Raw genomic sequence first — 23,898 nt, 5'->3', positions numbered from 1 at the left:
TATGTTGCGTGTTTTATATGGCACATGGTGGAAAGGCGTCGATATAGAGGCAATAAAAAGAGGCCCTTAGAGGAGCCCTTTTTAATAATTAACGAACTGTAAATTCTTTTGAAAGGTGGTGCGCTAAGTATTTGAACATGTTGAAAACAGCGGTAGTGTTAGGGGTTGGCAAACCGTTGCCATCAAGGAAGTATTCACCCTTGAATATCAACACCTCATCCTTTTCAACAACCGAGGTCGCGCGCATTCCCTCTATATAGTCGTCGTGTTCTTGGATGATGTTATTTGCAATCATCAGCAACTCAAGTTCTGAGATAGGCTTCTTATCACTCATCTTGTTACCTATAGTTCAATTAAATTCTGGCGCTAAGTGTACCGCTAATAACAGGCAAAACAAAAGCAGATTCATGTAAATCCATCTATGGTCTATCCTGACTAGACTGGCTATTAAGCGCACAATTAGCACTAAAAGAGTAAAAATGGGTTGATTTTGAAAAAATCTCGCTCAATAGTAAAAAAAGAATCAAAAGTAGAGTTCGCACGTTTGCGGGCCAAAAACATAGGACAGAACGTTCAGTTATGGGTAAGTCTCTCGTTATAGTGGAGTCACCAGCTAAGGCAAAAACGATCAATAAATACCTTGGCAAAGACTTCATTGTTAAATCTAGTGTTGGTCACGTACGTGATCTACCTACTGCGGGTCAATCCAGCGGTAAAAAGGCTACGCCTGTATCCACCAAAGGAATGAGCGTAGAAGAAAAAGCACGCATTAAGAAAGAAAAAGATAAGAAAGCTCTGATCAAAAAGATGGGTATCGACCCATACCATGGTTGGGAAGCTAACTATCAAATCCTTCCTGGTAAAGAGAAGGTAGTTTCTGAACTGCAAAAACTCGCTAAAGACGCTGACTACGTTTATCTCGCAACCGATTTGGACCGCGAAGGAGAGGCTATCGCATGGCACCTTCGTGAGATCATCGGCGGCGATGAACAGCGATACAAGCGTGTAGTGTTTAACGAAATTACTAAAAATGCTATCCAGCAAGCGTTCGAAACTCCGGGCGAGTTGAACATGGATGGTGTTAATGCTCAGCAAGCGCGTCGCTTTATGGACCGCGTTGTGGGCTTTATGGTTTCACCGTTACTTTGGAAAAAGGTGGCTCGTGGTCTGTCTGCGGGTCGTGTTCAATCCGTTGCTACCAAGCTTGTGGTTGAGCGTGAACGCGAGATCAAGGCATTCACTCCTGAAGAATACTGGGACGTTCATGCGAATACGCTAACTAACAAGAGCGATGACTTCCGTTTGATGGTCGCTCAACGTGACGGACAAGCGTTCAAGCCGAGAAATGAAGCAGACACTAAAACCGCTTTAAACGTTTTAGAAAAAGCAGAGTACGAGGTTTGTAAGCGAGAAGACCGCCCAACGAAGAGCAAACCTTCGGCGCCTTACATCACATCGACGCTGCAGCAAGCGGCAAGTACGCGTTTGGGTTACGGCGTTAAGAAAACCATGATGCTGGCTCAACGTCTGTATGAAGCGGGTTACATTACCTATATGCGTACCGACTCCACTAACTTGAGTAGTGAAGCGGTAGAAAACTTACGCAGCTACATCGGTAGCGAATACGGTGATAAGTACCTACCTGCGAAGCCTATTACTTACGGAAGTAAAGAGGGCGCGCAAGAGGCGCACGAAGCGATCCGTCCTTCGAGCGTAGAAGTGAAGGTTGACGACCTAGCGGGCGTTGATGCTGATGCTCATAAGCTGTATGCACTGATTTGGAATCAGTTTGTGGCGTGTCAAATGACACCGGCACAATATGACTCGACAACCATCAGTGTTAAAGCGGCTGAATTTACCCTAAAAGCGAAAGGTCGAATCCTTAAGTTTGATGGTTGGACTCGCGTCCAGCGCCCTATGGGTAAGAACGAAGATCAGCTCCTTCCTGAGGTTAAACTGGGCGATAAGCTTTCACTGAAAGAGCTAGAACCCAAGCAACACTTTACTAAGCCACCGGCGCGCTTTACTGAAGCAGCCTTGGTTAAAGAGCTTGAGAAGCGCGGTATTGGTCGTCCATCAACGTACGCATCTATCATCTCGACCATTCAAGATCGTGGATACGTGAAAGTTGAACAGCGTCGCTTCTATGCTGAGAAAATGGGTGAGATTGTTTCAGATCGCTTGAACAATAGTTTCCTTGACCTGATGAACTACGACTTTACTGCCCGTATGGAGCAGAAACTCGATCAGATTGCAGAGGGCGATGCGACTTGGACTCAGGTTCTAGATAGCTTCTTCACTGATTTCTCATCTGAGTTAGAGAAAGCTGAGCTGGATGCAGACGAAGGCGGTATGGAACAAAACCATATCGTAATGACAGATATTGAATGTCCGACGTGTTCTCGCCCTATGGGTATCAGAACTGCGTCAACGGGTGTTTTCTTAGGGTGTTCGGGCTATGCGTTGCCACCGAAGGAGCGTTGCAAAACGACCATTAACCTCGGTGATGAAGATGGAATCATCAACGTTCTTGAAGAAGACCCAGAAACGGCTGCGCTACGTGCTAAACGTCGCTGTCCTATCTGTGAAACAGCGATGGATGCTTATCTAATTGATGATAAGCGTAAGCTTCATGTGTGTGGTAACAATCCAAACTGTGAAGGCTACGAGATCGAAAACGGTGAGTTTAAGGTCAAGGGCTATGATGGTCCTGTTGTTGAGTGTGATAAATGTGGCTCTGATATGGTGTTGAAAAACGGCCGTTTTGGTAAGTACATGGATTGCACCAGCGAAACCTGTAAGAACACCCGTAAGATTTTGCGTAATGGCGAAGTTGCGCCACCAAAAGAAGATCCAGTGCACTTCCCTGAACTACCTTGTACTCAGTCGGATGCGTATTTTGTACTTCGTGATGGTGCTTCAGGTCTATTCATGGCAGCAAGTAACTTCCCTAAATCTCGTGAAACTCGAGCGCCGTTAGTGGAAGAACTGTCTCGCTTTAAGGATCGCTTATCGCCTAAATTCCAGTATTTGGCGGATGCACCTGTAGAGGATCCAGACGGTAGGCCAACAGTGGTTCGCTTTAGCCGTAAGAGCAAAGAGAACTATGTTCGTTCTGAAATCGATGGTAAGCCTTCTGGTTGGACTGGCTTATACATTGACGGTAAGTGGGAAATTACTGACAAGCGCAAAAAACCAAAAGCGAAGAGCTAGCGGTTTGTAGCCTGAATGACAAGAGCCAGTGCCGATGATTCGTGCGCTGGCTTTTTTGTTTAAAATTTAACCGAAAGAGTAATTTAATTCTGAGTTAAACGTTTGCGTTTTCATAGTGTGTTGAAGGTCACATTTCTAGCGTCTACAATTTGCAGATCTATTCCCCTAACATAGAACTCGAATGAAATTTCCAGGCCAACGCAAATCTAAGCACTACTTTCCAGTCAATACCTCTGATCCATTAGTTCCGAAAACACAATCTGATGACGGTGCTCATAGCACCTATGTTGTGGGAATTGATCAGACGTTAGTAGATATAGAAGCTACGGTGTCCGATGACTTCATTAGCAAGTTTAATCTTAGTAAGGGGCATTCGTTAGTCATTGACGACCAAACCGCAGAGTCTCTGTATAACGAACTTAAACAGCAGCAATTGATCACTAACGAATATGCGGGTGGCACCATTGGTAACACCTTGCACAACTATTCAGTATTAGCAGATGATAAGTCTATCTTGCTTGGCGTAATGAGTGCTGAAATTAAAATTGGTAGTTATGGCTTTCGCTATTTGTGTAACACTTCTAGCCGAATGGATCTTAACTACCTACAAGGTGTGAATGGCGCTATTGGCCGCTGCTTTACTCTTATCTCGGATGGGGGAGAGCGTACCTTTGCCATTAGCGAAGGCCAGATGAACCAACTTCGCGCTGAGAGTATTCCAGAGTCTATTTTCCCTGACGCAGCCGCTCTTGTGTTGACCTCATACCTAGTTCGTTGCAAAGAGGGTGACCCTATGCCTGAAGCAACGATGAAGGCAGTAGAGTACGCGAAAAAGCACGACGTACCTGTTGTATTAACCCTAGGCACAAAATTTGTTATTCAGGATGATCCGCAATTCTGGATTGATTTTATTTCAGAGAACGTTTCTGTTGTGGCAATGAACGAAGAAGAGGCGGAGGCGCTGACAGGCCTGAGCGACCCTTTGTTAGCTGCTGATAAAGTATTGGACTGGGCTGACTTAGTTCTGTGTACTGCGGGCCCTGTGGGACTATTTATGGCAGGCTACACTGAGGAGAGTGCTAAGCGCGAAACCTCACTGCCGCTTCTACCAGGAGAAATCGCTGAATTTAACCGCTATGAATTCAGTCGTCCTGCTTTAAAATCGGCGTGTACGACTCCATTTAAAGTCTACTCTCACATCGCACCATATATGGGTGGTCCAGAGAAGATTAAGAACACCAATGGAGCAGGGGATGCGGCTTTGTCTGCTTTGTTACATGATTTGTCAGCGAATAGATTCCATAAGCAAAATATTCCTAACTCAAGTAAACATGAGCACGAATATTTGACTTACTCTTCTTTTTCTCAGGTTTGTAAATATTCTAATCGCGCCAGTTATGAAGTTTTAGCGCAGCATTCACCTCGTTTATCTCGTGGATTACCAGAGCGAGAAGATAGCCTAGAAGAGGCGTACTGGGAAAGGTAATATTCTGTAATTAAATTAAGGCTCCGATAGGGGCCTTTTTACATAGAGCTGACAATTAACGTTTATTTGTGCTTTAGAGGGGTTGGGATTAAAAATACCTAGTGGTACTGGGTAGTACAAGAGATTACAAACTTATCGGTATTGCAGTCGATATAGCTCTGTTCAATGATTTAATATCATTCCTTTATCTATTGTTATTTTTTTGTGCTCAAGATTGCATATATTGGTTAATTGAAGGCATAAAAAAGCTCCCTAGTAGGGAGCTTAATTCAATCTAATGCAAATCTAGTATTTAAATTATGCTTTGATTAGGAAAGAGTCTAGAGACTTACCTTCATCAAGTTGTTTTTGGATTGCAGAAGGCGTACGGCCTTGACCAGTCCAAGTTTTAGTTGCACCACTTTCATTTACGTATTCGTATTTAGCAGGACGTGGAGCGCGTTTAGATTTTGCTTTACCCGCTTTAGCTGTAGAATCACCAGCAACTGCTGCTACTAGATCTTCAATATCAATGCCTTCTTTAAGAAGTTGTTGAGCATATTCTGCTAGTTTCTTTTCTTTTTCTTCACGTGCTGCACGTTCTTCAGCTTCGTTTTCACGACGTTCTTCTACAACAGTCGTTAATTTATCTAAAGCTTCTTCTAGTTGTTCAAAAGTTAGTTCACGAGAGAAAGCGCGAAGACTACGGATATTTAAAAGTGTTTTAGTGATTTCAGACATTTTTTGATCCCATCAGATTTATACAGCAAACAAATGTTGCCTAAGTAAAGTGCACAGCTGTGCCACAGAATAAGTCAATTATATAAGAGCTTTTCAAATAGTTAAATATAAAATAAATAAAATTTCAAAAATAATAAGAAACAAAAGATTCGAAAATAAAAGGAATTTTTAAACTTACATAAATTAATCGGTACTATTCAAAGTAAAGTTTCTTAACTTTAATCTCTTTATAGAGCTTTAACTCTATTTATTGGGTGGCAATACTGATTAGCTAACTACCTGATCTTCAAGGCTAAATCTATATGGGTGAGATTTTGAAGCTGGACTACTCATGCTTGGATACTGCTTCCGAATGAAGTGTTGCCACTTTATGTTGCATTTTCTATTTAACTCAGTAGAATGCGTCGCTCCTAGATCATCTAGTAGCATATTACATTTTGTAAGTTGCGTAACTAGGGGATGAGGTAGAGGCGCAGATACTATCAGTAGCTAACAATAGAGTGATGTCGTTGTAATTGTTAGTGAAAGGAGTAACTGCCGAAATGAGTAATCCAATCAAGGTTGCTTGTTGGGGTTATTTCCGAAAGGAATAACACTGCCATAGTCTATTGTGTTGTTAAACTATGGAGCGCTACTGTGGGGTAACCTGTCGCCTGATGGGTTGCTTATTCAACATCATGTCGAATGCCTATCTACAGTAGATCTCTTACCAAATTTGGTATTAAGAAGATCATGAATTTAATGGATTTTGCTACATCGCCTGTTTCTTTATTGCCCCCATTATTGGCTTTAGGGCTGGCTATTATTACTCGTCGCGTACTGCTTTCTTTGGGTACCGGTATCGTCCTTGGCGGTTTCCTTTTAGCTGATTACTCCGTAACTGGAGCAGCGGGTTACATTTTTGACACCGTTTATGGCGTATTCATTGAAGACGGCAGTATCAACTCATGGAATATGAGTATTGTTGGGTTTCTATTATTACTAGGCATGATGACAGCATTGCTGACATTGTCTGGTGGTACTCGCGCATTTGCTGAGTGGGCTCAGTCTCGCGTGAAAAGCAAGCGTGGCTCTAAGCTACTTGCTGCTTTCCTAGGTGTGTTCATCTTTATTGATGATTACTTCAACAGCCTTGCTGTTGGCGCGGTTGCTCGTCCTGTGACAGACCGTTTCTACGTTTCAAGAGCAAAACTTGCCTACATTCTTGATTCGACGGCTGCGCCTATGTGTGTGCTGATGCCGGCTTCAAGCTGGGGTGCATACATAATGACGATCATTGGTGGCATCCTTGTTAGCCACAACATGACCGAATATTCTGCACTGGGCGCTTACGTTCGTCTTATCCCAATGAACTTCTATGCCGTGTTTGCACTGCTTATGGTATTCGCTGTAGCCTGGTTTAAGATTGATGTCGGTGCGATGCGTCGTCATGAGATTGAAGCATCTCAAGGTCGCGGCTTTGAAAAAGACGAAGAAGCAGAAGGCTCTCACTTAATTGATGAAGAGCTGGATATTGAGCAAAGCTCTCGCGGTTCAGTTACAGACCTTATTCTTCCAATCGTTACTTTGATCGTAGCGACAGTGGCGGCAATGATGTATACCGGCGGCCTGGCTCTGGCTGAAGATGGTATTGCCTTTAACGTGCTAGGCGCGTTTGAGAACACCGATGTAGGTACTTCTCTTATCTATGGTGGTCTTGTTGGTATTGTCGTGGCACTTGCAACCGTATTGCGTCAGGGTTTACCTGCAGTTCAAATTAGCCGCGCATTGTGGATTGGTGCGAAATCTATGTTTGGCGCAATTCTCATCCTAGTTTTTGCATGGTCTATTGGTAGCGTAATTGGTGACATGAAGACAGGTTCTTACCTATCGTCAATGGCACAACAAGCGAACATCAATGCAGGCTGGTTGCCAGTTATCCTATTCTTACTAGCGGGTGTGATGGCATTCTCTACCGGTACTTCTTGGGGTACATTCGGTATTATGCTTCCAATCGCCGGTGACATGGCAGGAGCAACCGACCTTGCGCTAATGCTTCCTATGTTGGGTGCAGTACTGGCGGGTTCAGTATTTGGTGACCACTGTTCACCTATCTCAGACACCACCATCCTGTCATCTACGGGTGCACGTTGTAATCACATCGACCACGTTTCGACTCAGTTGCCGTATGCGCTCTCTGTAGCGCTTATTTCTTGCGTGGGCTTTATCACCCTAGGTATGACGACCTCAGTGGCGATTTCGTTTGCAGCATCAAGTGTGGCTTTCGTGGTGGTATGCTTTGTACTTTCAACGCTGTCTCGCTCTAAGATGGCTTGCCAAAAGGCATAGTGCGTCTAAGTACCGAGTGAAATGATGATTAAAAAGGAAGCTCTGCTTCCTTTTTTTGTAAACGGTATTTTACGTTTCGGTCGAACCCTAAGTAAATTTACCCTGAAATCGAATTTTTCATAACTAAACGGTTGCAAAGTTTGATCTGCTTAGTTAGTGTGTTTGTAAGCCAATTGAATGAGCCTTTAAGAACATGCGCCGACAAGATATGAACCTTCATCATCACCATCACCCACACTAGTCTTTCGGGCGAGTTGCGCGTATCCGGGAGACAATGCTCTCGGAGGTTGAATCAAGAATTCAGATTTAAACCCTTGGGAGCCTAGCCCCAAGGGTTTTTTCATTTTTACACGATTTACAAATTAGAATATCAGCACAGGGAATCTGCAATGCAAACACAACGTCTAAGAATTGCTATTCAAAAGAAAGGTCGACTTAGCAAAGAATGTCAGGAATTACTCAAGAAGAGTGGCGTTAAATTCAACATCATGGGAGAGCGTCTAGTCGCTCATTCGTTAAACACACCGATCGATCTTCTGTTGGTGCGCGATGACGATATCCCGGGTCTTATCATGGATGGTGTTGTTGATTTAGGTTTCATTGGTGAGAATGAATTAGAAGAGGTTCGACTTGATCGCAAAGCGCAAGGACAACCAAGCACCTTCAAGACACTGCGTCGCCTAGACTTTGGCGGTTGCCGCTTATCTATCGCTGTGGATAAAGAGATGGAATACGCAGGTCCTCAAGACCTAGCCGGGAAACGCATTGCAACAAGCTACCCACACTTGCTTAAGGCGTACATGGACACGCAAGGCATCGAATTTAGCACCTGTATGCTAACCGGTTCTGTAGAAGTGGCTCCTCGTGCGGGTCTTGCCGACGGCATTGCTGACTTAGTGTCAACTGGCGCGACGCTAGAAGCGAATGGCCTAAAAGAAGCCGAAGTTATCTTCCGTTCAAAAGCGACACTGATTCAACGTGACGGCGAGTTTGACCAAGAGAAATTAGACCTTATCGATAAACTGCTTACTCGCATGCAGGGCGTGCAGCAAGCTAAAGAATCAAAATACATCATGCTTCACGCGCCTCTTGACCGCTTAGAAGAAGTCACCGCGCTACTTCCAGGTGCTGAAGACCCAACAGTACTGCCACTATCTAACGATAAGTCTAAAGCCGCTATCCACCTAGTAAGCTCAGAAAATCTGTTTTGGGAAACCATGGAGCAGCTGAAAGAGTTGGGTGCAAGCTCAATCCTAGTGCTACCTATTGAGAAAATGATGGAGTAGGTGATGAGAACGGTTACTTGGGAATCATTAAGTAAAGAGCAGCAAAGCGCTGTTCTGCAGCGCCCAGCCATTGCTGAGGGTGCAAACATTACCGCCGCAGTCTCTGCGGTAGTCGACAGCGTTAAAAAAGACGGTGATAAGGCACTGCTGGAGCTTACAGAGAAGTTTGATGGTATTCGCCCAGACAGTATCCGCGTCTCTAATGCCGACATCGATGCCGCCTCTGAGCGTCTGTCTGAAGAGATGAAGGCTGCGCTTAACCAAGCGTACCAAAACATCGCAAAGTTTCACCAAGCGCAGAAACCAACGCCAATAAAGGTAGAAACTCAGCCGGGTGTGGTATGCGAGCAAGTAACGCGTCCTATTAATACGGTCGGTTTGTATATTCCCGGTGGTAGCGCACCATTACCATCAACGGTATTGATGCTTGGCGTGCCAGCGCAAATTGCAGGCTGCAACAAGGTTGTATTGTGCTCACCTCCGCCGATCGCCGATGAAATCCTGTATGTGGCTAAGCTGTGTAATATCGACGAAGTGTATAACCTAGGTGGTGGACAAGCGATTGCGGCTATGGCCTATGGCACGGACACGGTAGCCAAGGTTGACAAGATCTTCGGACCAGGCAACGCGTATGTTACAGAAGCTAAGCGTCAAGTGAGCAATGATTTTCGCGGTGCAGGCATTGATATGCCAGCAGGTCCTTCAGAGGTGCTAGTCATTGCCGATGAAACTGCAGACGCTGACTTTATTGCCGCAGATCTATTGAGCCAAGCAGAGCACGGCCCGGACTCTCAAGTTGTTCTTGTGACGCCTTCAGTGCTGATTGCTGACCAAGTGACCGACGCAGTTCAGCGCCAGCTGCAGTTACTGTCTCGCAAAGATATCGCTCAGCAAGCTCTAGCTTCTAGCTTAATCATCATTGCTGAATCAGTGACTCAAGCCATCGCTATCTCGAACTACTACGGCCCTGAACACTTAATTGTTCAGACTAAGAACCCACGTGAGTTAGTGCCACTTCTTGATAATGCTGGCTCTATCTTCTTAGGTGACTGGTCTCCAGAGTCTGTGGGTGATTATGCATCGGGCACCAACCACGTACTGCCAACATATGGCTATACGCGCACGTACTCTAGCCTTGGGTTAGCAGACTTTAGTAAACGAATGACAGTACAAGAGCTGAGCGCAGATGGCTTAAGACTATTAGCACCAACGGTTGTGACTATGGCCGACGCGGAAGGTCTTGATGCCCACAAACGCGCTGTGACTATACGCGTAGAAAAACTGTTATCGGCTGAGTAGGAGAGATTGAACATGGAAAAGTTAGCTCGTAAACAAGTTCAGGCTCTTACTCCGTATCTCTCGGCTCGCCGCATTGGTGGTTCGGGGGATGTATGGCTAAACGCCAATGAATCACCGTTTGATAATGCCTACACACTTGAGGCTTCTCGCCTAAATCGCTATAGCGAATGTCAGCCTCCACAGTTGATTGAAGCTTATGCCGCTTATGCTGGCGTTACACCACAACAAGTGTTGACCTCGCGCGGTGCCGATGAAGGCATCGAACTGCTTATCCGTGCGTTTTGTGAGCCGGGCGAAGACGCAATTCTATACTGTCCACCTACCTATGGCATGTATGCCATTAGCGCCGAGACGATTGGGGTTGAGCGTAAGACAGTGCCTCTCACACAAGAGTGGCAGTTGAACTTGGAATCCATCGAGCAAAACCTCGATGCGGTGAAACTGGTCTTTGTTTGCTCCCCGAACAACCCAACGGGGAACTTAATCAATCGTGAAGATATTGTCTCTCTACTTGAGATGACAAAAGATAAAGCGATTGTGGTGATGGACGAAGCCTATATCGATTTCTGCCCAGAAGCGTCTACGGTTGATCTTCTGAGCCAATATCCAAACCTTGCCATCTTGCGCACCATGTCTAAAGCCTTTGCGCTTGCGGGTCTGCGTTGTGGGTTTACCTTGGCAAATGAGGCGCTGATTCAGGTGCTACTTAAGGTGATTGCGCCTTACCCAGTGCCAGTGCCAGTGGCGGATATTGCTTCATCTGCCTTGTCCAAAGAAGGGCTTGAGCGTGCAATGACGCAGATTTCAATCCTAAATGATAACCGAGCATTCTTAGAGGGTGAGTTACAGGCCCTCCCTGATGTGACGGTATTTGCCGGATTTGGTAATTACTTGTTGGTGCGCTTTAGCGATGGCGATGCGTTATTTAAAGCCGCTTGGGATGCAGGTATTATCTTGCGTAACTCCCCAATTAAAGACTGTGTGCGTATCAGCATTGGCAGTCGTGAAGAATGTGAAAAGACGCTGAATTTTATTAAGCAACAATTGGCTCAATTTGCTGCGTAGGACGCCGAATTAGAAAAAGGAATAATAATGAGCAACTCCCAAAAGATTTTATTTATCGACCGTGACGGCACCTTAATTGTTGAGCCACCGGTAGATTTTCAAGTAGACCGCCTAGACAAACTCAAGTTTGAACCTTTGGTGATCCCAAGCCTATTAACCCTACAAGATGCGGGATACCGCCTTGTTATGGTGACCAACCAAGACGGCTTAGGCACAGATAGCTACCCGCAGGCTGACTTTGATGCGCCTCACGACTTGATGATGCACCTTTTTGAATCTCAAGGCGTACGCTTTGATGATGTGCTTATCTGTCCGCACTTTGAAGAAGACAACTGCTCTTGCCGCAAGCCAAAGCTAGGTATGGTGAAAGAGTACCTGCAATCAGGCAAGGTAGACTTTAAAACATCGGCTGTGATTGGCGATCGAATGACAGACCTTCAACTCGCCGAAAATATGGCGATACAGGGTATCCAGTACAATCCTGAAACGCTAAATTGGCCTGCTATCGTCAAGATGTTGACCACTAACCCTCGCATTGCTGAGGTCGTACGTACCACCAAGGAGACGGACATTCGTGTTGCGGTAAACCTTGATGAAGCGGGCGGCAACAAGATTGAGACCGGCCTTGGATTTTTCGACCACATGCTGGATCAAATTGCCACACACGGCGGCTTCCAGCTCAAGCTATCTGTTGATGGTGACCTGCACATCGACGATCACCACACCGTAGAAGATACGGCACTGGCCCTAGGCCAAGCTATCAAAGAAGCTTTGGGTGATAAGCGTGGTATCGGTCGCTTCGGCTTTAGCCTGCCAATGGATGAGTGTTTGGCGCAGTGTAGCCTAGACCTTTCTGGTCGTGCTTACCTAAAGTTTGATGCCAAATTTAGCCGCGAAGAGGTTGGCGGTTTCTCAACGGAGATGGTTGTTCACTTCTTCCGCTCTCTTGCTGATGGCATGGCGTGTACGCTGCACCTGTCGTCAACGGGTGATAACGATCACCACATCATCGAGAGCTTGTTTAAAGCATTTGGCCGTACTTTGCGCCAAGCGATCAAGGTTGAAGGTACTGAGCTACCAAGCAGCAAAGGGATGTTGTAAGAGATGAGTGTGGAAAATCAATCGCAAACTGTTGTGATCATTGATACCGGCTGTGCAAACGTATCTTCAGTACGCTTTGCTATCGAACGCTTAGGCTTTGATGTGTCAGTATCAAAAGATCCAGATGTAGTGCTAGGGGCTGACAAGCTGTTTTTGCCTGGCGTTGGCACCGCTAGTGAGGCAATGCAAAACCTTAAACAGCGCAATCTGATTGAGCTGGTTAAGCAGGTAGAAAAGCCGATGCTAGGCATCTGCTTAGGTATGCAGCTTCTTGGGAAACTGTCTGAAGAAAAAGGCCAAAAAGCCGATGAGATTGTACCCTGCCTTGGCCTTTGTGAAGGAGAAGTGCGCAAGCTAGACAGTAAAGACTTTCCTCTGCCTCACATGGGCTGGAACACAGTGTCGGCGACAGAAGGCCACCCTTTGTTTAAGGGGATTGAGTCAGGAGAGTACTTTTACTTTGTGCACAGCTTTGCGATGCCAGTAGGGGACTACACCATTGCCAGCTGTGACTACGGCAGTCGCTTTAGCGCAGCAATTCAGAGTGGCAACTACTATGGTGTTCAGTTTCACCCAGAGCGCTCTTCAAAGGCTGGCTCACAATTGATTAAAAACTTTTTAGAGCTGTAAGGCTTTAAATCTTTCGACTTTAGGGACTAGAAGTGATTATTCCAGCATTAGATTTAATTGAAGGTCAGGTAGTCAGGTTATACCAAGGTGACTACGGACAAGTAACAGAGTACAAGGTAGACCCGGCAGAGCAGTTCAACCTCTATCATCAAGCGGGTGCTAACTGGCTACACTTGGTTGACCTAACGGGCGCAAAAGATACCAGTGCACGTCAGCTTGATCTTATCGGTCGACTTCTGAAAAGCACCCCAGCTAAGATTCAAATCGGTGGCGGTGTTCGTACAGAGCAAGACGTCATTGATTTGCTCGATGCCGGCGCAGAGCGAGTGGTTGTAGGTTCAACCGCCGTTAAGCAACCAGAGCTGGTCAAAGGCTGGATGGAAAAATACGGCCCTGAACATATTGTCCTAGCGCTGGATGTCAACATAGACAAAGAAGGCAATCGCAAGGTTGCGGTATCAGGATGGCAAGAAGACTCAGGCGTGACGATTGAAGCGCTTATTGAAGACTTTTTAACCGTTGGCTTAAAGCATGTACTTTGTACTGATATTTCAAAAGACGGCACTTTGACGGGCTCCAATGTAGAGCTGTATGTCGACCTGTGTAAGCAGTATCCACAAGTACACTTTCAATCCTCTGGTGGTATCGGAAGCCTGGCGGATATCGAAGCACTAAAGGATACCGGTGTGCGCGGTGTCATTGTGGGACGCGCCTTGCTTGATGGCAAGTTTACCGCAGAACAAGCATTTGCGAGCTGGAAAACAGCCTAGTCATTGAGTTTAAGCTTTTAAAAGGATTACAGGTATTATGTTAGCAAAGCGAATAATTCCTTGTTTAGATGTCCGCGATGGACAAGTTGTAAAGGGTGTTCAGTTTAGAAACCATGAAATCATTGGTGATATTGTTCCCTTGGCTCAGCGTTATGCCGAAGAGGGCGCTGATGAGTTGGTGTTCTATGATATTACCGCCTCTAGTGATGGCCGTGTAGTAGACAAGAGCTGGGTTGCTCGTGTTGCTGAGGTGATTGATATTCCATTTTGTGTTGCTGGTGGCATAAAGTCCGCTGAAGACGCCTCTCGTATTTTAGAGTTTGGCGCTGATAAGGTATCCATCAATTCTCCAGCCTTGGCTGATCCAGGATTGATTACTCACTTAGCGGACAAATTCGGCGTGCAGTGTATTGTTGTTGGTATTGATTCGTACTTTGATAAAGAGACGGGTAAGTATCAGGTGTACCAATTCACTGGAGACGAAGCGAGAACCAAAGCGACTCAATGGGAAACCAAAGATTGGGTGCAAGAGGTGCAAAAGCGTGGCGCGGGTGAAATTGTGTTGAACATGATGAACCAAGACGGTGTTCGCAATGGCTACGATGTTACTCAGCTGAACATGGTGCGTGAGGTATGTAAGGTACCTTTGATTGCATCAGGTGGCGCAGGCGCTATGGAACACTTTGCAGAAGCCTTCAATAAAACCAATGTGGATGGTGCGTTAGCCGCTTCAGTATTCCACAAGCAAATCATCAATATTGGTGAATTAAAACAATACCTTAAGACCCAAGCAGTAGAGGTGAGAATATGAGTTTTGCAGCAGCTGAAGTAACGACATTAGCTGAAAGAATTGACTGGGATAAGGTTGATGGCTTGGTGCCTGCCATTGTTCAGGACTTCACTTCTAGCCAAGTATTGATGATGGGTTACATGAACCCAGAGGCATTGCAGAAAACTGGCGAAACTGGAAATGTGACCTTTTTCTCACGCACTAAGCAGCGTCTGTGGACTAAGGGTGAAACCTCTGGCAACGTACTGCAGCTTAAAAACATCGCGCTAGATTGCGACAACGACACCCTGCTGGTGAAGGTAGCGCCAATTGGTCCTACTTGCCACACTGGCACAACAACCTGCTGGGATGCAGACTCTCAAGAAGAATCGCAAATGGTGTGGCTTCATCAGCTCGAGACTTTATTGGCCGAGCGCAAATCAGCCGATCCTGATTCTTCCTACACCGCTAGTTTATATGCCCGTGGCACCAAGCGTATTTCGCAGAAAGTGGGCGAAGAAGGCGTTGAAGTCGCGCTTGCGGCGACGTCGGGCGATAAGGCGGAACTAGTGTGTGAGTCTGCGGACCTGATTTATCACTTGATTGTGCTACTTCAAGACCAAGGCTTATCGCTAAATGACGTGGTGAGCAAGCTTAAAGAGCGTCATAAATAATAATTAGCCAATTCAATTTAAAAGGCCATCTCAAAATGAAGTGACCCCTTAAAGTTGGACATTTCTGTTAAGCGGCTTTTAAGGCCTGATTTCGATATTCCGTCGGAGTCAGGCCTTTTAGTTTCACTTTGATGCGCTTTGTATTGTAATACTCGATGTATTCGTCAATATGTGCGATTAAGTCATCGGCATCTTCAAAGTGTTGATTATGGTACATTTCTGTTTTCAGTAAGGCAAAGAAGTTCTCTGCTACTGCGTTATCTAAGCAGTTTCCTTTTCGTGACATACTTTGAGTTAATCCCTGCTCAGCGAGAGTTTTCTGATACTTCCTATGCCTATATTGCCACCCTTGATCGCTATGCACTATTGGCTTAGCGTCTTTGGCTAAGGTTGCAACCGCCTCTGTCAGCATGTCAGTGACCAGAGGTAAGCACGCATTTTTCGCAACTTTGTAAGCCACAACTTCCTGCGTAAACAGATCAACGATTGGTGATAGGTACACCTTCTGCTGTTGAACTTTAAACTCAGTGACATCAGTTACCCACTTTTCATCAGGCTTCGTTGCACTGAAGTCCCGTTTAAGTACATTTGGAGCGGTTTTTCCAGTTTCTCCTTTGTAAGAGCGGTACCGCTTAGGTCTGACCGTTGATTTCAAGCCTAGTAATCCCATCAGGCGTTGAACTGTCTTATGGTTAAGCCTGACGTCGTATTTCCTTAACTCTAAATGAATACGACGATATCCATATCTCCCTTTATGGTCATGATATATTTTCTCAATCAACTGTTTTTCATCTTGATAGCTTTCGGCAGCGTTGTTCGACTGTGCATGATAATAGAAGCTACTTCTTGCTAATTTAAGGGCATGCAAGAGATGTTGTTGTGGATATTGATTTTTAAGAGCTAGAACTACTTTCGTTTTTTCTTTGTTCGACGATGCTTCTCCTGTTCCAGCTCCTCTAACTTTTTTAGGACAGCATTCTCAGCTCGCAAGTACGCTAACTCCTCTTTGATCTCTTCCAGTGTTTTCTCATCATCGCTCTTGTTTTGAATAAAAGGATGCTTACTCATTGCGGGTCGTCCTCTGCTACGTTCAAGCCCCTGGAAACCATATCTTTCATACTGTTTCAGCCAAACAGCGAGTGTGCCAGAGGAAGAAAAATTTAAAACCGCACTAGTGTGACTGATAGACCAACCATTCGTCCACATATGAGTCAAAGCTTGGAGCTTAGTTTGCGCATTCTTTGCAAAACCATGAGGGATAAATGCCTGAGAGCCATGGATATCGAATACTTGTGCCCAGTAACGTATTTGGCGTGATGGTATAGAATGAAGACGAGAAAGCTCCTGAGAACTTTCGCCTTGTAGATATTGTTTAGCTATTGAGCATTTCAATGCTCGGTTGTATTTGGACATAAAAAGACCCCCAATAATTGGTGTCCAACTATTGGGGGTCAGTTCAAAAGAGATGGCCTTTTCATTTAACTACCGCAGCACTTTTTATATTTCTTGCCACTACCGCAGACACAAGGGTCATTACGGCCAATTTCTCTCTTCTTCACTGGAAGAGGGTAGTCATACATCTCACCATCAATATAAAACCACTGGCCGTCTTCTTTAACGAAACGTGATTTCTCTGTGAAACTGTATTGGCGTTTATCTTCGATAAAATAGGCATTAAAGGTGACGTAACCTTCATTGTCATCTTTACCAAGCTCTGTACTCACTACCTCTAGTTTTTTCCAATCACCATGAACGGATTCAGCAATGGCGTCGGCTTCCGCTGCAGCGTTGCAACTAGGATGGTAGGTGTGCACCACAAAATCCACGAGTCTTAATTCGTGCGCACAATAGCGAGCGCGCATTAGTTGCTCAGGCGTAAAGGCATTGCTTGGGTCGGTATGGATAGGCTGGCAGCAGTCTTGATAAGCCTTTTGGCTATGACAACGGCAAAGGGAAGTGGCTAATTCGCTCATTAAGGCTTCATAATTGTGTTATTTGTACCAATTATAACACCGATAATTGAGATTATTTATTGCTGATTGACGAACGCTTATCCGCAAAGGAAATAAATTGATGTTGTGGATTTTGCAGTGCTTCATTGGCTGCAATAGTATTCGGCAATTCATAGAACGTCTCTGAGCTCAGGGCTTTTTGGTTCAATTCTTGATACACCTGCCTATACCATAGTGGGTACGACTCATTTATTACGTGTTTTTCAAACATCTCGGGCATGGCAAGATAATAGCCCTGAAATAGATCAAAACCGGCATTCAGAGCTTGTAAATACTGGTGTTCATGCTCAATCTTTTCTGCAATAAATTGAATATTGAGGTGTTTGTTAGCCTGAATAAAAAGGTGAGAATCGAAAAGAGAGTACTGCTTTATATCAATTTTGATAATAGAGACAAATGGAATAACCGATTCCCACTCTGGAGACGGAATAAAGTCATCCAATGCAATTTGATAACCCTTTGCGTGTAGATCTTTAATGGCTTCGATTAACTCAGCGCTGGGAGAATCGCCCTCTAATACCTCAACAACGATATTCTCGGGGGGCAGGCATAGGGGTAGACCATTTATTATACAATCATGGCTAAAGTTAATATAACCGGTGACACTATTAAGCAGTAAGCGTGAATGATCTAATAAAAGATCAACCATTATGGAACGTGTTGCATAATTAGCGTTAAATTTTGGATAACGATTTAAATGGCTTTGTCGATACAGCAACTCATAAGCTACTGTATTGCCATTACGGTCGGAGATCGATTGTCGGGCAATAAATGAACTATACACAAATAATTTCGGCTATCACAAGAATGTCACAATAGATAATAGACACTAATTATGAATTGAAAATGACTTTTGACCAAAAATGCCTATTTGGTAGTATTAATAATTCAATTTATAGAGGTTGATTGAATAAATTAAGGCCACCCTTGGTGACTTCAAGGCTTGAAGCTTCAGTAAACCAGTCCCCAAGAACGATGCGTTTCTTATTGCCATCGGCATCCAATTTGTGGATATCTTGGCGGTGAGTATGGCCGTGAATAAGCCATTGCGCATTGTGACGTTGCATAGCATCAATAACCGCCTGCTGATTCACATCCATAATCTCATAGGATTTGGATTGCTTGTCATCATTGGCATTATTCTGCACTTTCTTAACCAGTTTACGACGAAAGGATAGGGGAACTCGGTTGTAAATCCACTGCAACCATTTAAGGTGCATCTTCTTACGGAATTCTTGGTATTTAACATCATCAGTGCATAGGGTATCGCCATGCATGATTAAGGTTGGAGTGCCATACAGGTCGATTAAGGTTTCATCGCCTAACAGCTTTGCCCCGCTTTTACGCTCAAATCTCTTGCCCACTAAGAAGTCGCGGTTGCCTTGTACAAAAAAGCATGGAGTTCCAGAGTCTACAAGGGTTCTTATCTCATTGGTTACTGTGTTGTTTAGCGGAGAATCATCATCGTCTCCAACCCAGAACTCAAAAAGATCCCCAAGAATATAGACCGCGTCTGAATTCGGTGCTTCTTCACGCATAAAGCGTACGAAAGCGTCCGTCATATCGCTGCGATTGGGAGTAAGGTGTAGATCTGAGATAAAGAGAGTGCGCATTGGGAGAGGGTTCCATTGGAGAGAATAAACCGCCCAAGCCGAGCTTGGACGGTTTGAAAGCTATTACTCAGCGATAGTAGTGCCAGTAATAATAACTTCTTCTAGAGGAACATCTTGGTGCATACCCATGCTGCCAGTGCTCACGCCTTTGATTTTGTTGACTACATCCATGCCTTCAGTCACTTTACCGAATACACAGTAACCCCAGCCATTCATGTCTTCTGATTTGAAGTCCAAGAAAGTGTTGTTGTTAATGTTGATAAAGAACTGTGAGCTAGCAGAATGCGGTTCCATAGTACGCGCCATTGCGATAGTACCAACAGCGTTGCTTAGACCGTTGTTTGCTTCGTTCTTGATAGTGTCGCGAGTTGGTTTTTCACGCAAGCCAGAAGTCATACCGCCGCCTTGGATCATAAAACCATCGATAACACGGTGGAAAAGAGTGTTGTCGTAAAAACCATCTTTACAATACTGAGCGAAGTTTGCCGCTGTCGCAGGTGCTGCTTCGTGGTTCAGTTCTAGAGTGATGTCACCGTGATTGGTGTGAAGGGTGATCATAAGAGCGTCCTTAACGTTTATTTAGTAGATAAATCGAATCAAATTCTAACCAAACTCTCAGCACAATCAACTGCTATCCGAGTTTTATGTTACTTAACGGGTTATGTGTTGGTATACTAACCGCATTATTGCCACCAAGAAGTAAAAGCTGAAGAAATGCTCAAGATATACAATACACTGACGCGTCAAAAAGAAGAATTCAAACCTATCACTGCTGGTAAAATAGGCATGTATGTCTGTGGAGTGACCATCTATGACTTGTGTCATATTGGACATGGTCGCACTTTTGTTTCTTTTGACGTAGTGTCTCGTTACCTTAGGTATCTTGGTTACGACTTGAACTTTGTACGCAACATTACCGATATTGATGACAAAATCATCAAGCGTGCGGCAGAAAATGGTGAAAGCTGTGAGTCTTTGACTGAGCGCCTTATTGCTGAAATGCATGCTGATTTTGATGCACTCAACATGAAACGCCCTAACGTTGAGCCTCGCGCAACTGAATTCATTGATGAGATCATAGCTCTTGTTGAGAAGCTTATCGAGCGTGGTTTTGCTTATGTTGCAAGTAATGGCGACGTGATGTTTGAAGTCAGCAAGTTTGACGAATACGGTCGACTGTCAAAGCAAGACTTAGAGCAGCTTCAAGCTGGTGCTCGTGTCGATGTAGAAACAGCAAAACGCAGCCCTCTGGACTTTGTTCTTTGGAAGATGTCAAAACCTGGTGAACCAACATGGGAATCTCCATGGGGCGCTGGTCGTCCGGGTTGGCACATTGAATGTTCTGCAATGAACTCATCGATTCTAGGCAACCACTTTGATATTCACGGTGGTGGTTCGGATCTACAATTCCCTCACCACGAAAATGAGATTGCACAATCTTGCTGTGCCCACGGCACCCAGTATGTAAATACTTGGATGCACAGCGGTATGGTTATGGTTGATCAAGAGAAAATGTCTAAGTCTCTGGGCAACTTCTTCACTATCCGTGACGTGTTAGGTCATTACGACTCGGAGACGGTTCGTTACTTCCTCATGTCGGGCCACTACCGTAGCCAGCTAAACTACAGTGAAGATAACCTGAATCAAGCTCGAGCGTCTCTTGAGCGTCTGTACACGGCACTTCGTGGTCTAGACGCTACCGCGACACCGGCAGGTGGTGAAGACTACGTGTCTCGCTTTACCGCAGCAATGAATGATGACTTTAACACCCCAGAAGCTTACGCTGTGCTATTTGATATGGCGCGTGAAGTGAACCGTCTGAAGGGTGCTGAGCTAGAAAAAGCAAGTCAACTGGGCGCGCTAATGCGTGAACTAGCGGATGTGATTGGTATTCTTTACCAAGACCCTGAAGCCTTCTTGCAAGGTGATCAAGAAGACGACGAAGTGGCTGAGATTGAAGCTCTGATTAAGCTTCGCAATGACTCTCGTGCTTCTAAAGATTGGGCAAATGCCGATCTTGCTCGCGACAAGCTCAATGAACTGGGTATTATCTTAGAAGATGGTCCTCAAGGTACCACTTGGCGTCGCAAGTAACTCTTTACCTTTGAATAATAAGGGCTGATATTTATCGGCCCTTTTCTTTATGTAACCTAGAACGATAATAAAGGCTTTAACGTGGCTCAGATGTACTTCTATTACTCAGCGATGAATGCGGGTAAATCCACCACACTTCTACAATCCTCTTTTAACTATCAAGAAAGAGGGATGAATCCACTTATTTTTACCGCAGCACTTGATGATCGCTATGGTGAAGGGAAGGTAACTTCTCGAATTGGCCTTCAGGCTGATGCGCACCTTTTTCATAAAGAGACTGACTTGTTTAAGAAGATGAGCGAGCTCAATGAAGAAACGAAGCACCACTGTGTACTAGTGGATGAATGCCAGTTCTTATCAAAAGAGCAGGTATACCAACTGACGGAAATCGTCGATAAGTTGCACATCCCAGTATTGTGCTACGGCTTGCGTACCGACTTCTTGGGCGAGTTATTTGAAGGCAGCCTTCACTTGTTAGCGTGGGCGGACAAGCTAGTTGAGCTAAAAACCATCTGCCACTGCGGTCGCAAAGCCAACATGGTGATCCGCACCGATGAGCATGGTAACCCTATCGCAGAAGGGGACCAGGTGGCGATTGGCGGCAACGATAAATATGTGTCGGTGTGTCGTGTACATTATAAAGAAGCGTTGGGAAGGTAGGAATAAGGTTAAGAGCGGTCCTGTGTTCTTGGTCCTAGGAGGCTAGAACCCAGAATCAATCTTTTGTGCACAAATCCAACTTCGAAGTATTTGTCATGCTCGAGGTGTTTTATCGAGCATCTGACCGTGTTGCCTGCCTTGTAAAGTAATCACCAGCACTCTGGTCGGGCATCTGGTGACTAAAAGGTCCCCGATAAAAAAACTCGATGTATGGACTCCCTCCCTCGGGAGGCAAGCTAAAATTTAAGGTGTCAAAGCCAAAACTTTAGGAGTCCACACATGAATAAGCCTACAACTATCGCCATTGATTTAGCAAAAGATTCTTTTCAAGTTTGTAAATTAGTTGGCAACAACATTGCAATGGAGCGTACTTTTAGTCGACAAGCTTTCATTAAATGGTTGAATAAGCAACCTAAGGCTACAGTTGTCATGGAGGCATGTGGCTCTGCTCATCATTGGGGGCGTTACTGTATTCATTTAGGGCATAAAGTAAAAATTATTGCTCCAAAACATGTATCTCCCTTCCGTAGTAAGCAAAAGACCGATAAAAATGATGCCTTAGCTATTGCGATCGCTTCATCACAGCCTCGCGTTTATCCCATTCCTGTAAAAAGCATTGATGCACAAGCTTTACAGTCCATCGAGCGCATACGCCAACACCTTAATGATTCTGCAGTTGCAACCAGTAACATGCTTCGTGGCTTATTGGCAGAATTTGGGATTGCCATTAAACCAGGAATTAAAAACTTCCAAGAAGCTATACCCGAAATACTGGAAGATGCTGAGAATGGTTTACCCGATATATTGAGAAGTCATATTCATCAAGGCTACCGCCTCTATGTAAGGTTGCGAGCGGAAAAGCAGGCTGTTGAGAAAGAGCTTGTTGAAGCCATAACTCACCACCCTTATTGCAAGAATCTAATGAAACTCGAAGGCGTAGGCCCAATCAATGCACTAGGTATCTTTTTAGCGATAGGCTCCGGTGGTGGCAATTTCAAAAATGGTCGCGACGCTTCAGCTTGCATCGGGTTAACGCCGAAACAATTTAGTACAGGTGGTGTCACTAAAATGTTCGGTATTAGTAGGACCGTTGCAAATAAGCGCCTTAGAGCCAACTTGATTCAGGGAGCTTTAGCGGCGTCTAGGGTAGTTCAAAACAGAGAGCCTAGGAATGGCAAGGAAGCTTGGCTTAAAGCTCTCATAGAGCGAGCAGGATTAAGGAAAGCAGCCGTGGCTTTAGCGAATAAAACGATTCGCACCTCTTGGGCAATGCTGAAGAATGGAACTACCTATCAAGCAAGTCCAATGATGGCAAATTGAAAATAAAGCCAGTTAAAGTTAGAGACTTAGAGACTTAGAGACTTAGAGATTTAATTACAACCCTGACAAAGAACAAAAACAGGTAAGACCGACCTTAATAAACCAGCTCGTCCCCGAGGCCAAAAAGGCCGAGAACTCGTAGTGGAGTTAAGGTGCGAATACATCTAGGGGCAGAGTTCGCTACTCTTAAAAAGCCCGAATATACGCTAGTATCCTACTTTGTTTTTATTCTTAAAAAGGTTGTAATTGATCGGGAGTCCATATACGAAATACTGGAAGATGCTGAGAATGGTTTACCCGATATATTGAGAAGTCATATTCATCAAGGCTACCGCCTCTATGTAAGGTTGCGAGCGGAAAAGCAGGCTGTTGAGAAAGAGCTTGTTGAAGCCATAACTCACCACCCTTATTGCAAGAATCTAATGAAACTCGAAGGCGTAGGCCCAATCAATGCACTAGGTATCTTTTTAGCGATAGGCTCCGGTGGTGGCAATTTCAAAAATGGTCGCGACGCTTCAGCTTGCATCGGGTTAACGCCGAAACAATTTAGTACAGGTGGTGTCACTAAAATGTTCGGTATTAGTAGGACCGTTGCAAATAAGCGCCTTAGAGCCAACTTGATTCAGGGAGCTTTAGCGGCGTCTAGGGTAGTTCAAAACAGAGAGCCTAGGAATGGCAAGGAAGCTTGGCTTAAAGCTCTCATAGAGCGAGCAGGATTAAGGAAAGCAGCCGTGGCTTTAGCGAATAAAACGATTCGCACCTCTTGGGCAATGCTGAAGAATGGAACTACCTATCAAGCAAGTCCAATGATGGCAAATTGAAAATAAAGCCAGTTAAAGTTAGAGACTTAGAGACTTA

22 protein-coding genes, 1 pseudogene, 1 riboswitch and 1 other annotated feature are annotated in these 23,898 nt (G+C 44.9%); of the genes and pseudogenes, 15 read left to right on the top strand and 8 right to left on the bottom strand.

All coding sequences use genetic code 11. From position 1 onward, the window contains the following. Positions 1–88: 88 nt before the first annotated feature. Entirely contained in the window at positions 89–334 is a 246-nt protein-coding gene (locus OCU35_RS08020; RefSeq protein ID WP_017030335.1) for a YciN family protein, read from the bottom strand. Between the two features lie 245 nt (positions 335–579). Between OCU35_RS08020 and topA the strand changes: the two genes are divergently transcribed. Both topA and OCU35_RS08010 read left to right on the top strand, forming a co-directional pair. Beyond that, a complete protein-coding gene (topA, locus tag OCU35_RS08015) occupies positions 580–3,213 on the top strand; it encodes a type I DNA topoisomerase (RefSeq protein ID WP_065209733.1) in 2,634 nt (877 codons plus the stop codon). 181 nt (positions 3,214–3,394) lie between these two features. Further along, complete coding sequence (locus OCU35_RS08010) at positions 3,395–4,699, top strand: inosine/guanosine kinase (RefSeq protein ID WP_065209734.1); 1,305 nt, start codon at positions 3,395–3,397, stop codon at positions 4,697–4,699. A gap of 297 nt (positions 4,700–4,996) precedes the next feature. Here the strand turns inward: OCU35_RS08010 and OCU35_RS08005 are convergent, their stop codons facing one another. Then, on the bottom strand, positions 4,997–5,419 hold the full coding sequence (locus tag OCU35_RS08005; RefSeq protein WP_017030332.1) for an H-NS family histone-like protein: 423 nt from the start codon (positions 5,417–5,419) through the stop codon (positions 4,997–4,999). Between the two features lie 457 nt (positions 5,420–5,876). Continuing rightward, positions 5,877–6,061, top strand: a riboswitch (Lysine riboswitch). Between the two features lie 90 nt (positions 6,062–6,151). Between OCU35_RS08005 and OCU35_RS08000 the strand changes: the two genes are divergently transcribed. The 9 genes from OCU35_RS08000 (at position 6,152) to hisIE (ending at position 15,341) form a co-directional block, all read left to right on the top strand. Further along, positions 6,152–7,747, top strand: a complete 1,596-nt coding sequence (locus OCU35_RS08000) for a Na+/H+ antiporter NhaC family protein (RefSeq protein WP_026026298.1) — start codon at positions 6,152–6,154, stop codon at positions 7,745–7,747. A gap of 216 nt (positions 7,748–7,963) precedes the next feature. Continuing rightward, positions 7,964–8,091, top strand: a sequence feature (His leader region). A 45-nt stretch (positions 8,092–8,136) separates the two neighbouring features. After that, the gene (hisG, locus tag OCU35_RS07995) at positions 8,137–9,033 is read left to right on the top strand and encodes an ATP phosphoribosyltransferase (protein WP_102360229.1); all 897 of its coding nucleotides are present in this window, start codon (positions 8,137–8,139) and stop codon (positions 9,031–9,033) included. Between the two features lie 3 nt (positions 9,034–9,036). Beyond that, complete coding sequence (gene hisD / locus OCU35_RS07990) at positions 9,037–10,332, top strand: histidinol dehydrogenase (RefSeq protein WP_065209737.1); 1,296 nt, start codon at positions 9,037–9,039, stop codon at positions 10,330–10,332. Between the two features lie 12 nt (positions 10,333–10,344). Next, entirely contained in the window at positions 10,345–11,397 is a 1,053-nt protein-coding gene (gene hisC / locus OCU35_RS07985) for a histidinol-phosphate transaminase (protein ID WP_065209738.1), read from the top strand. A gap of 27 nt (positions 11,398–11,424) precedes the next feature. Next, on the top strand, positions 11,425–12,498 hold the full coding sequence (hisB, locus tag OCU35_RS07980) for a bifunctional histidinol-phosphatase/imidazoleglycerol-phosphate dehydratase HisB (RefSeq protein ID WP_017030327.1): 1,074 nt from the start codon (positions 11,425–11,427) through the stop codon (positions 12,496–12,498). A gap of 3 nt (positions 12,499–12,501) precedes the next feature. After that, complete coding sequence (hisH, locus tag OCU35_RS07975) at positions 12,502–13,128, top strand: imidazole glycerol phosphate synthase subunit HisH (RefSeq protein ID WP_026026297.1); 627 nt, start codon at positions 12,502–12,504, stop codon at positions 13,126–13,128. Between the two features lie 32 nt (positions 13,129–13,160). Next, positions 13,161–13,898, top strand: a complete 738-nt coding sequence (gene hisA / locus OCU35_RS07970; RefSeq protein WP_261825137.1) for a 1-(5-phosphoribosyl)-5-[(5-phosphoribosylamino)methylideneamino]imidazole-4-carboxamide isomerase — start codon at positions 13,161–13,163, stop codon at positions 13,896–13,898. 37 nt (positions 13,899–13,935) lie between these two features. After that, positions 13,936–14,709, top strand: coding sequence for an imidazole glycerol phosphate synthase subunit HisF (hisF, locus tag OCU35_RS07965; RefSeq protein WP_017030324.1), 774 nt, complete (start codon positions 13,936–13,938; stop codon positions 14,707–14,709). Continuing rightward, positions 14,706–15,341: a bifunctional phosphoribosyl-AMP cyclohydrolase/phosphoribosyl-ATP diphosphatase HisIE gene (gene hisIE, locus OCU35_RS07960; protein ID WP_261825136.1), complete on the top strand. Its 636-nt coding sequence runs from the start codon at positions 14,706–14,708 to the stop codon at positions 15,339–15,341. Before hisF ends, hisIE begins: the two co-directional genes overlap by 4 nt. Before the next feature lie 67 nt (positions 15,342–15,408). On the opposite strand, the pseudogene OCU35_RS07955 reads toward hisIE, so the two are convergent. From OCU35_RS07955 to OCU35_RS07930, 6 genes and pseudogenes are all read right to left on the bottom strand, one after another. Next, positions 15,409–16,245 (bottom strand): annotated as a pseudogene (locus OCU35_RS07955) (IS3 family transposase); the annotation flags it as partial. 2 nt (positions 16,246–16,247) lie between these two features. Further along, positions 16,248–16,754 (bottom strand): helix-turn-helix domain-containing protein, encoded by a 507-nt coding sequence (locus OCU35_RS07950; RefSeq protein ID WP_261825135.1) that lies wholly within the window; start codon positions 16,752–16,754, stop codon positions 16,248–16,250. A 65-nt stretch (positions 16,755–16,819) separates the two neighbouring features. Then, complete coding sequence (locus OCU35_RS07945; RefSeq protein WP_102446506.1) at positions 16,820–17,314, bottom strand: YchJ family protein; 495 nt, start codon at positions 17,312–17,314, stop codon at positions 16,820–16,822. A 52-nt stretch (positions 17,315–17,366) separates the two neighbouring features. Next, entirely contained in the window at positions 17,367–18,137 is a 771-nt protein-coding gene (locus OCU35_RS07940; protein ID WP_261825134.1) for an EAL and HDOD domain-containing protein, read from the bottom strand. A gap of 109 nt (positions 18,138–18,246) precedes the next feature. Then, complete coding sequence (gene lpxH / locus OCU35_RS07935) at positions 18,247–18,966, bottom strand: UDP-2,3-diacylglucosamine diphosphatase (RefSeq protein ID WP_261825133.1); 720 nt, start codon at positions 18,964–18,966, stop codon at positions 18,247–18,249. A 63-nt stretch (positions 18,967–19,029) separates the two neighbouring features. Then, a complete protein-coding gene (locus OCU35_RS07930; RefSeq protein ID WP_017030838.1) occupies positions 19,030–19,524 on the bottom strand; it encodes a peptidylprolyl isomerase in 495 nt (164 codons plus the stop codon). A gap of 156 nt (positions 19,525–19,680) precedes the next feature. On the opposite strand from OCU35_RS07930, the gene cysS reads away from it, so the two are divergent. The 4 genes from cysS (at position 19,681) to OCU35_RS07910 (ending at position 23,861) form a co-directional block, all read left to right on the top strand. After that, a complete protein-coding gene (gene cysS / locus OCU35_RS07925; protein WP_261825132.1) occupies positions 19,681–21,060 on the top strand; it encodes a cysteine--tRNA ligase in 1,380 nt (459 codons plus the stop codon). A gap of 81 nt (positions 21,061–21,141) precedes the next feature. Then, a complete protein-coding gene (locus OCU35_RS07920; protein ID WP_017030836.1) occupies positions 21,142–21,720 on the top strand; it encodes a thymidine kinase in 579 nt (192 codons plus the stop codon). Positions 21,721–21,999: 279 nt separating this feature from the next. After that, a complete protein-coding gene (locus OCU35_RS07915; RefSeq protein ID WP_261825131.1) occupies positions 22,000–23,040 on the top strand; it encodes an IS110 family RNA-guided transposase in 1,041 nt (346 codons plus the stop codon). 152 nt (positions 23,041–23,192) lie between these two features. Further along, positions 23,193–23,861 (top strand): transposase, encoded by a 669-nt coding sequence (locus tag OCU35_RS07910; protein ID WP_261825130.1) that lies wholly within the window; start codon positions 23,193–23,195, stop codon positions 23,859–23,861. The last annotated feature ends 37 nt before the right edge of the window (positions 23,862–23,898 follow it).

The organism is Vibrio breoganii (assembly GCF_024346795.1).
In the GTDB taxonomy this organism is placed as follows: domain Bacteria; phylum Pseudomonadota; class Gammaproteobacteria; order Enterobacterales; family Vibrionaceae; genus Vibrio; species Vibrio breoganii.
This window is presented reverse-complemented; position numbering and strand designations above follow the sequence as displayed.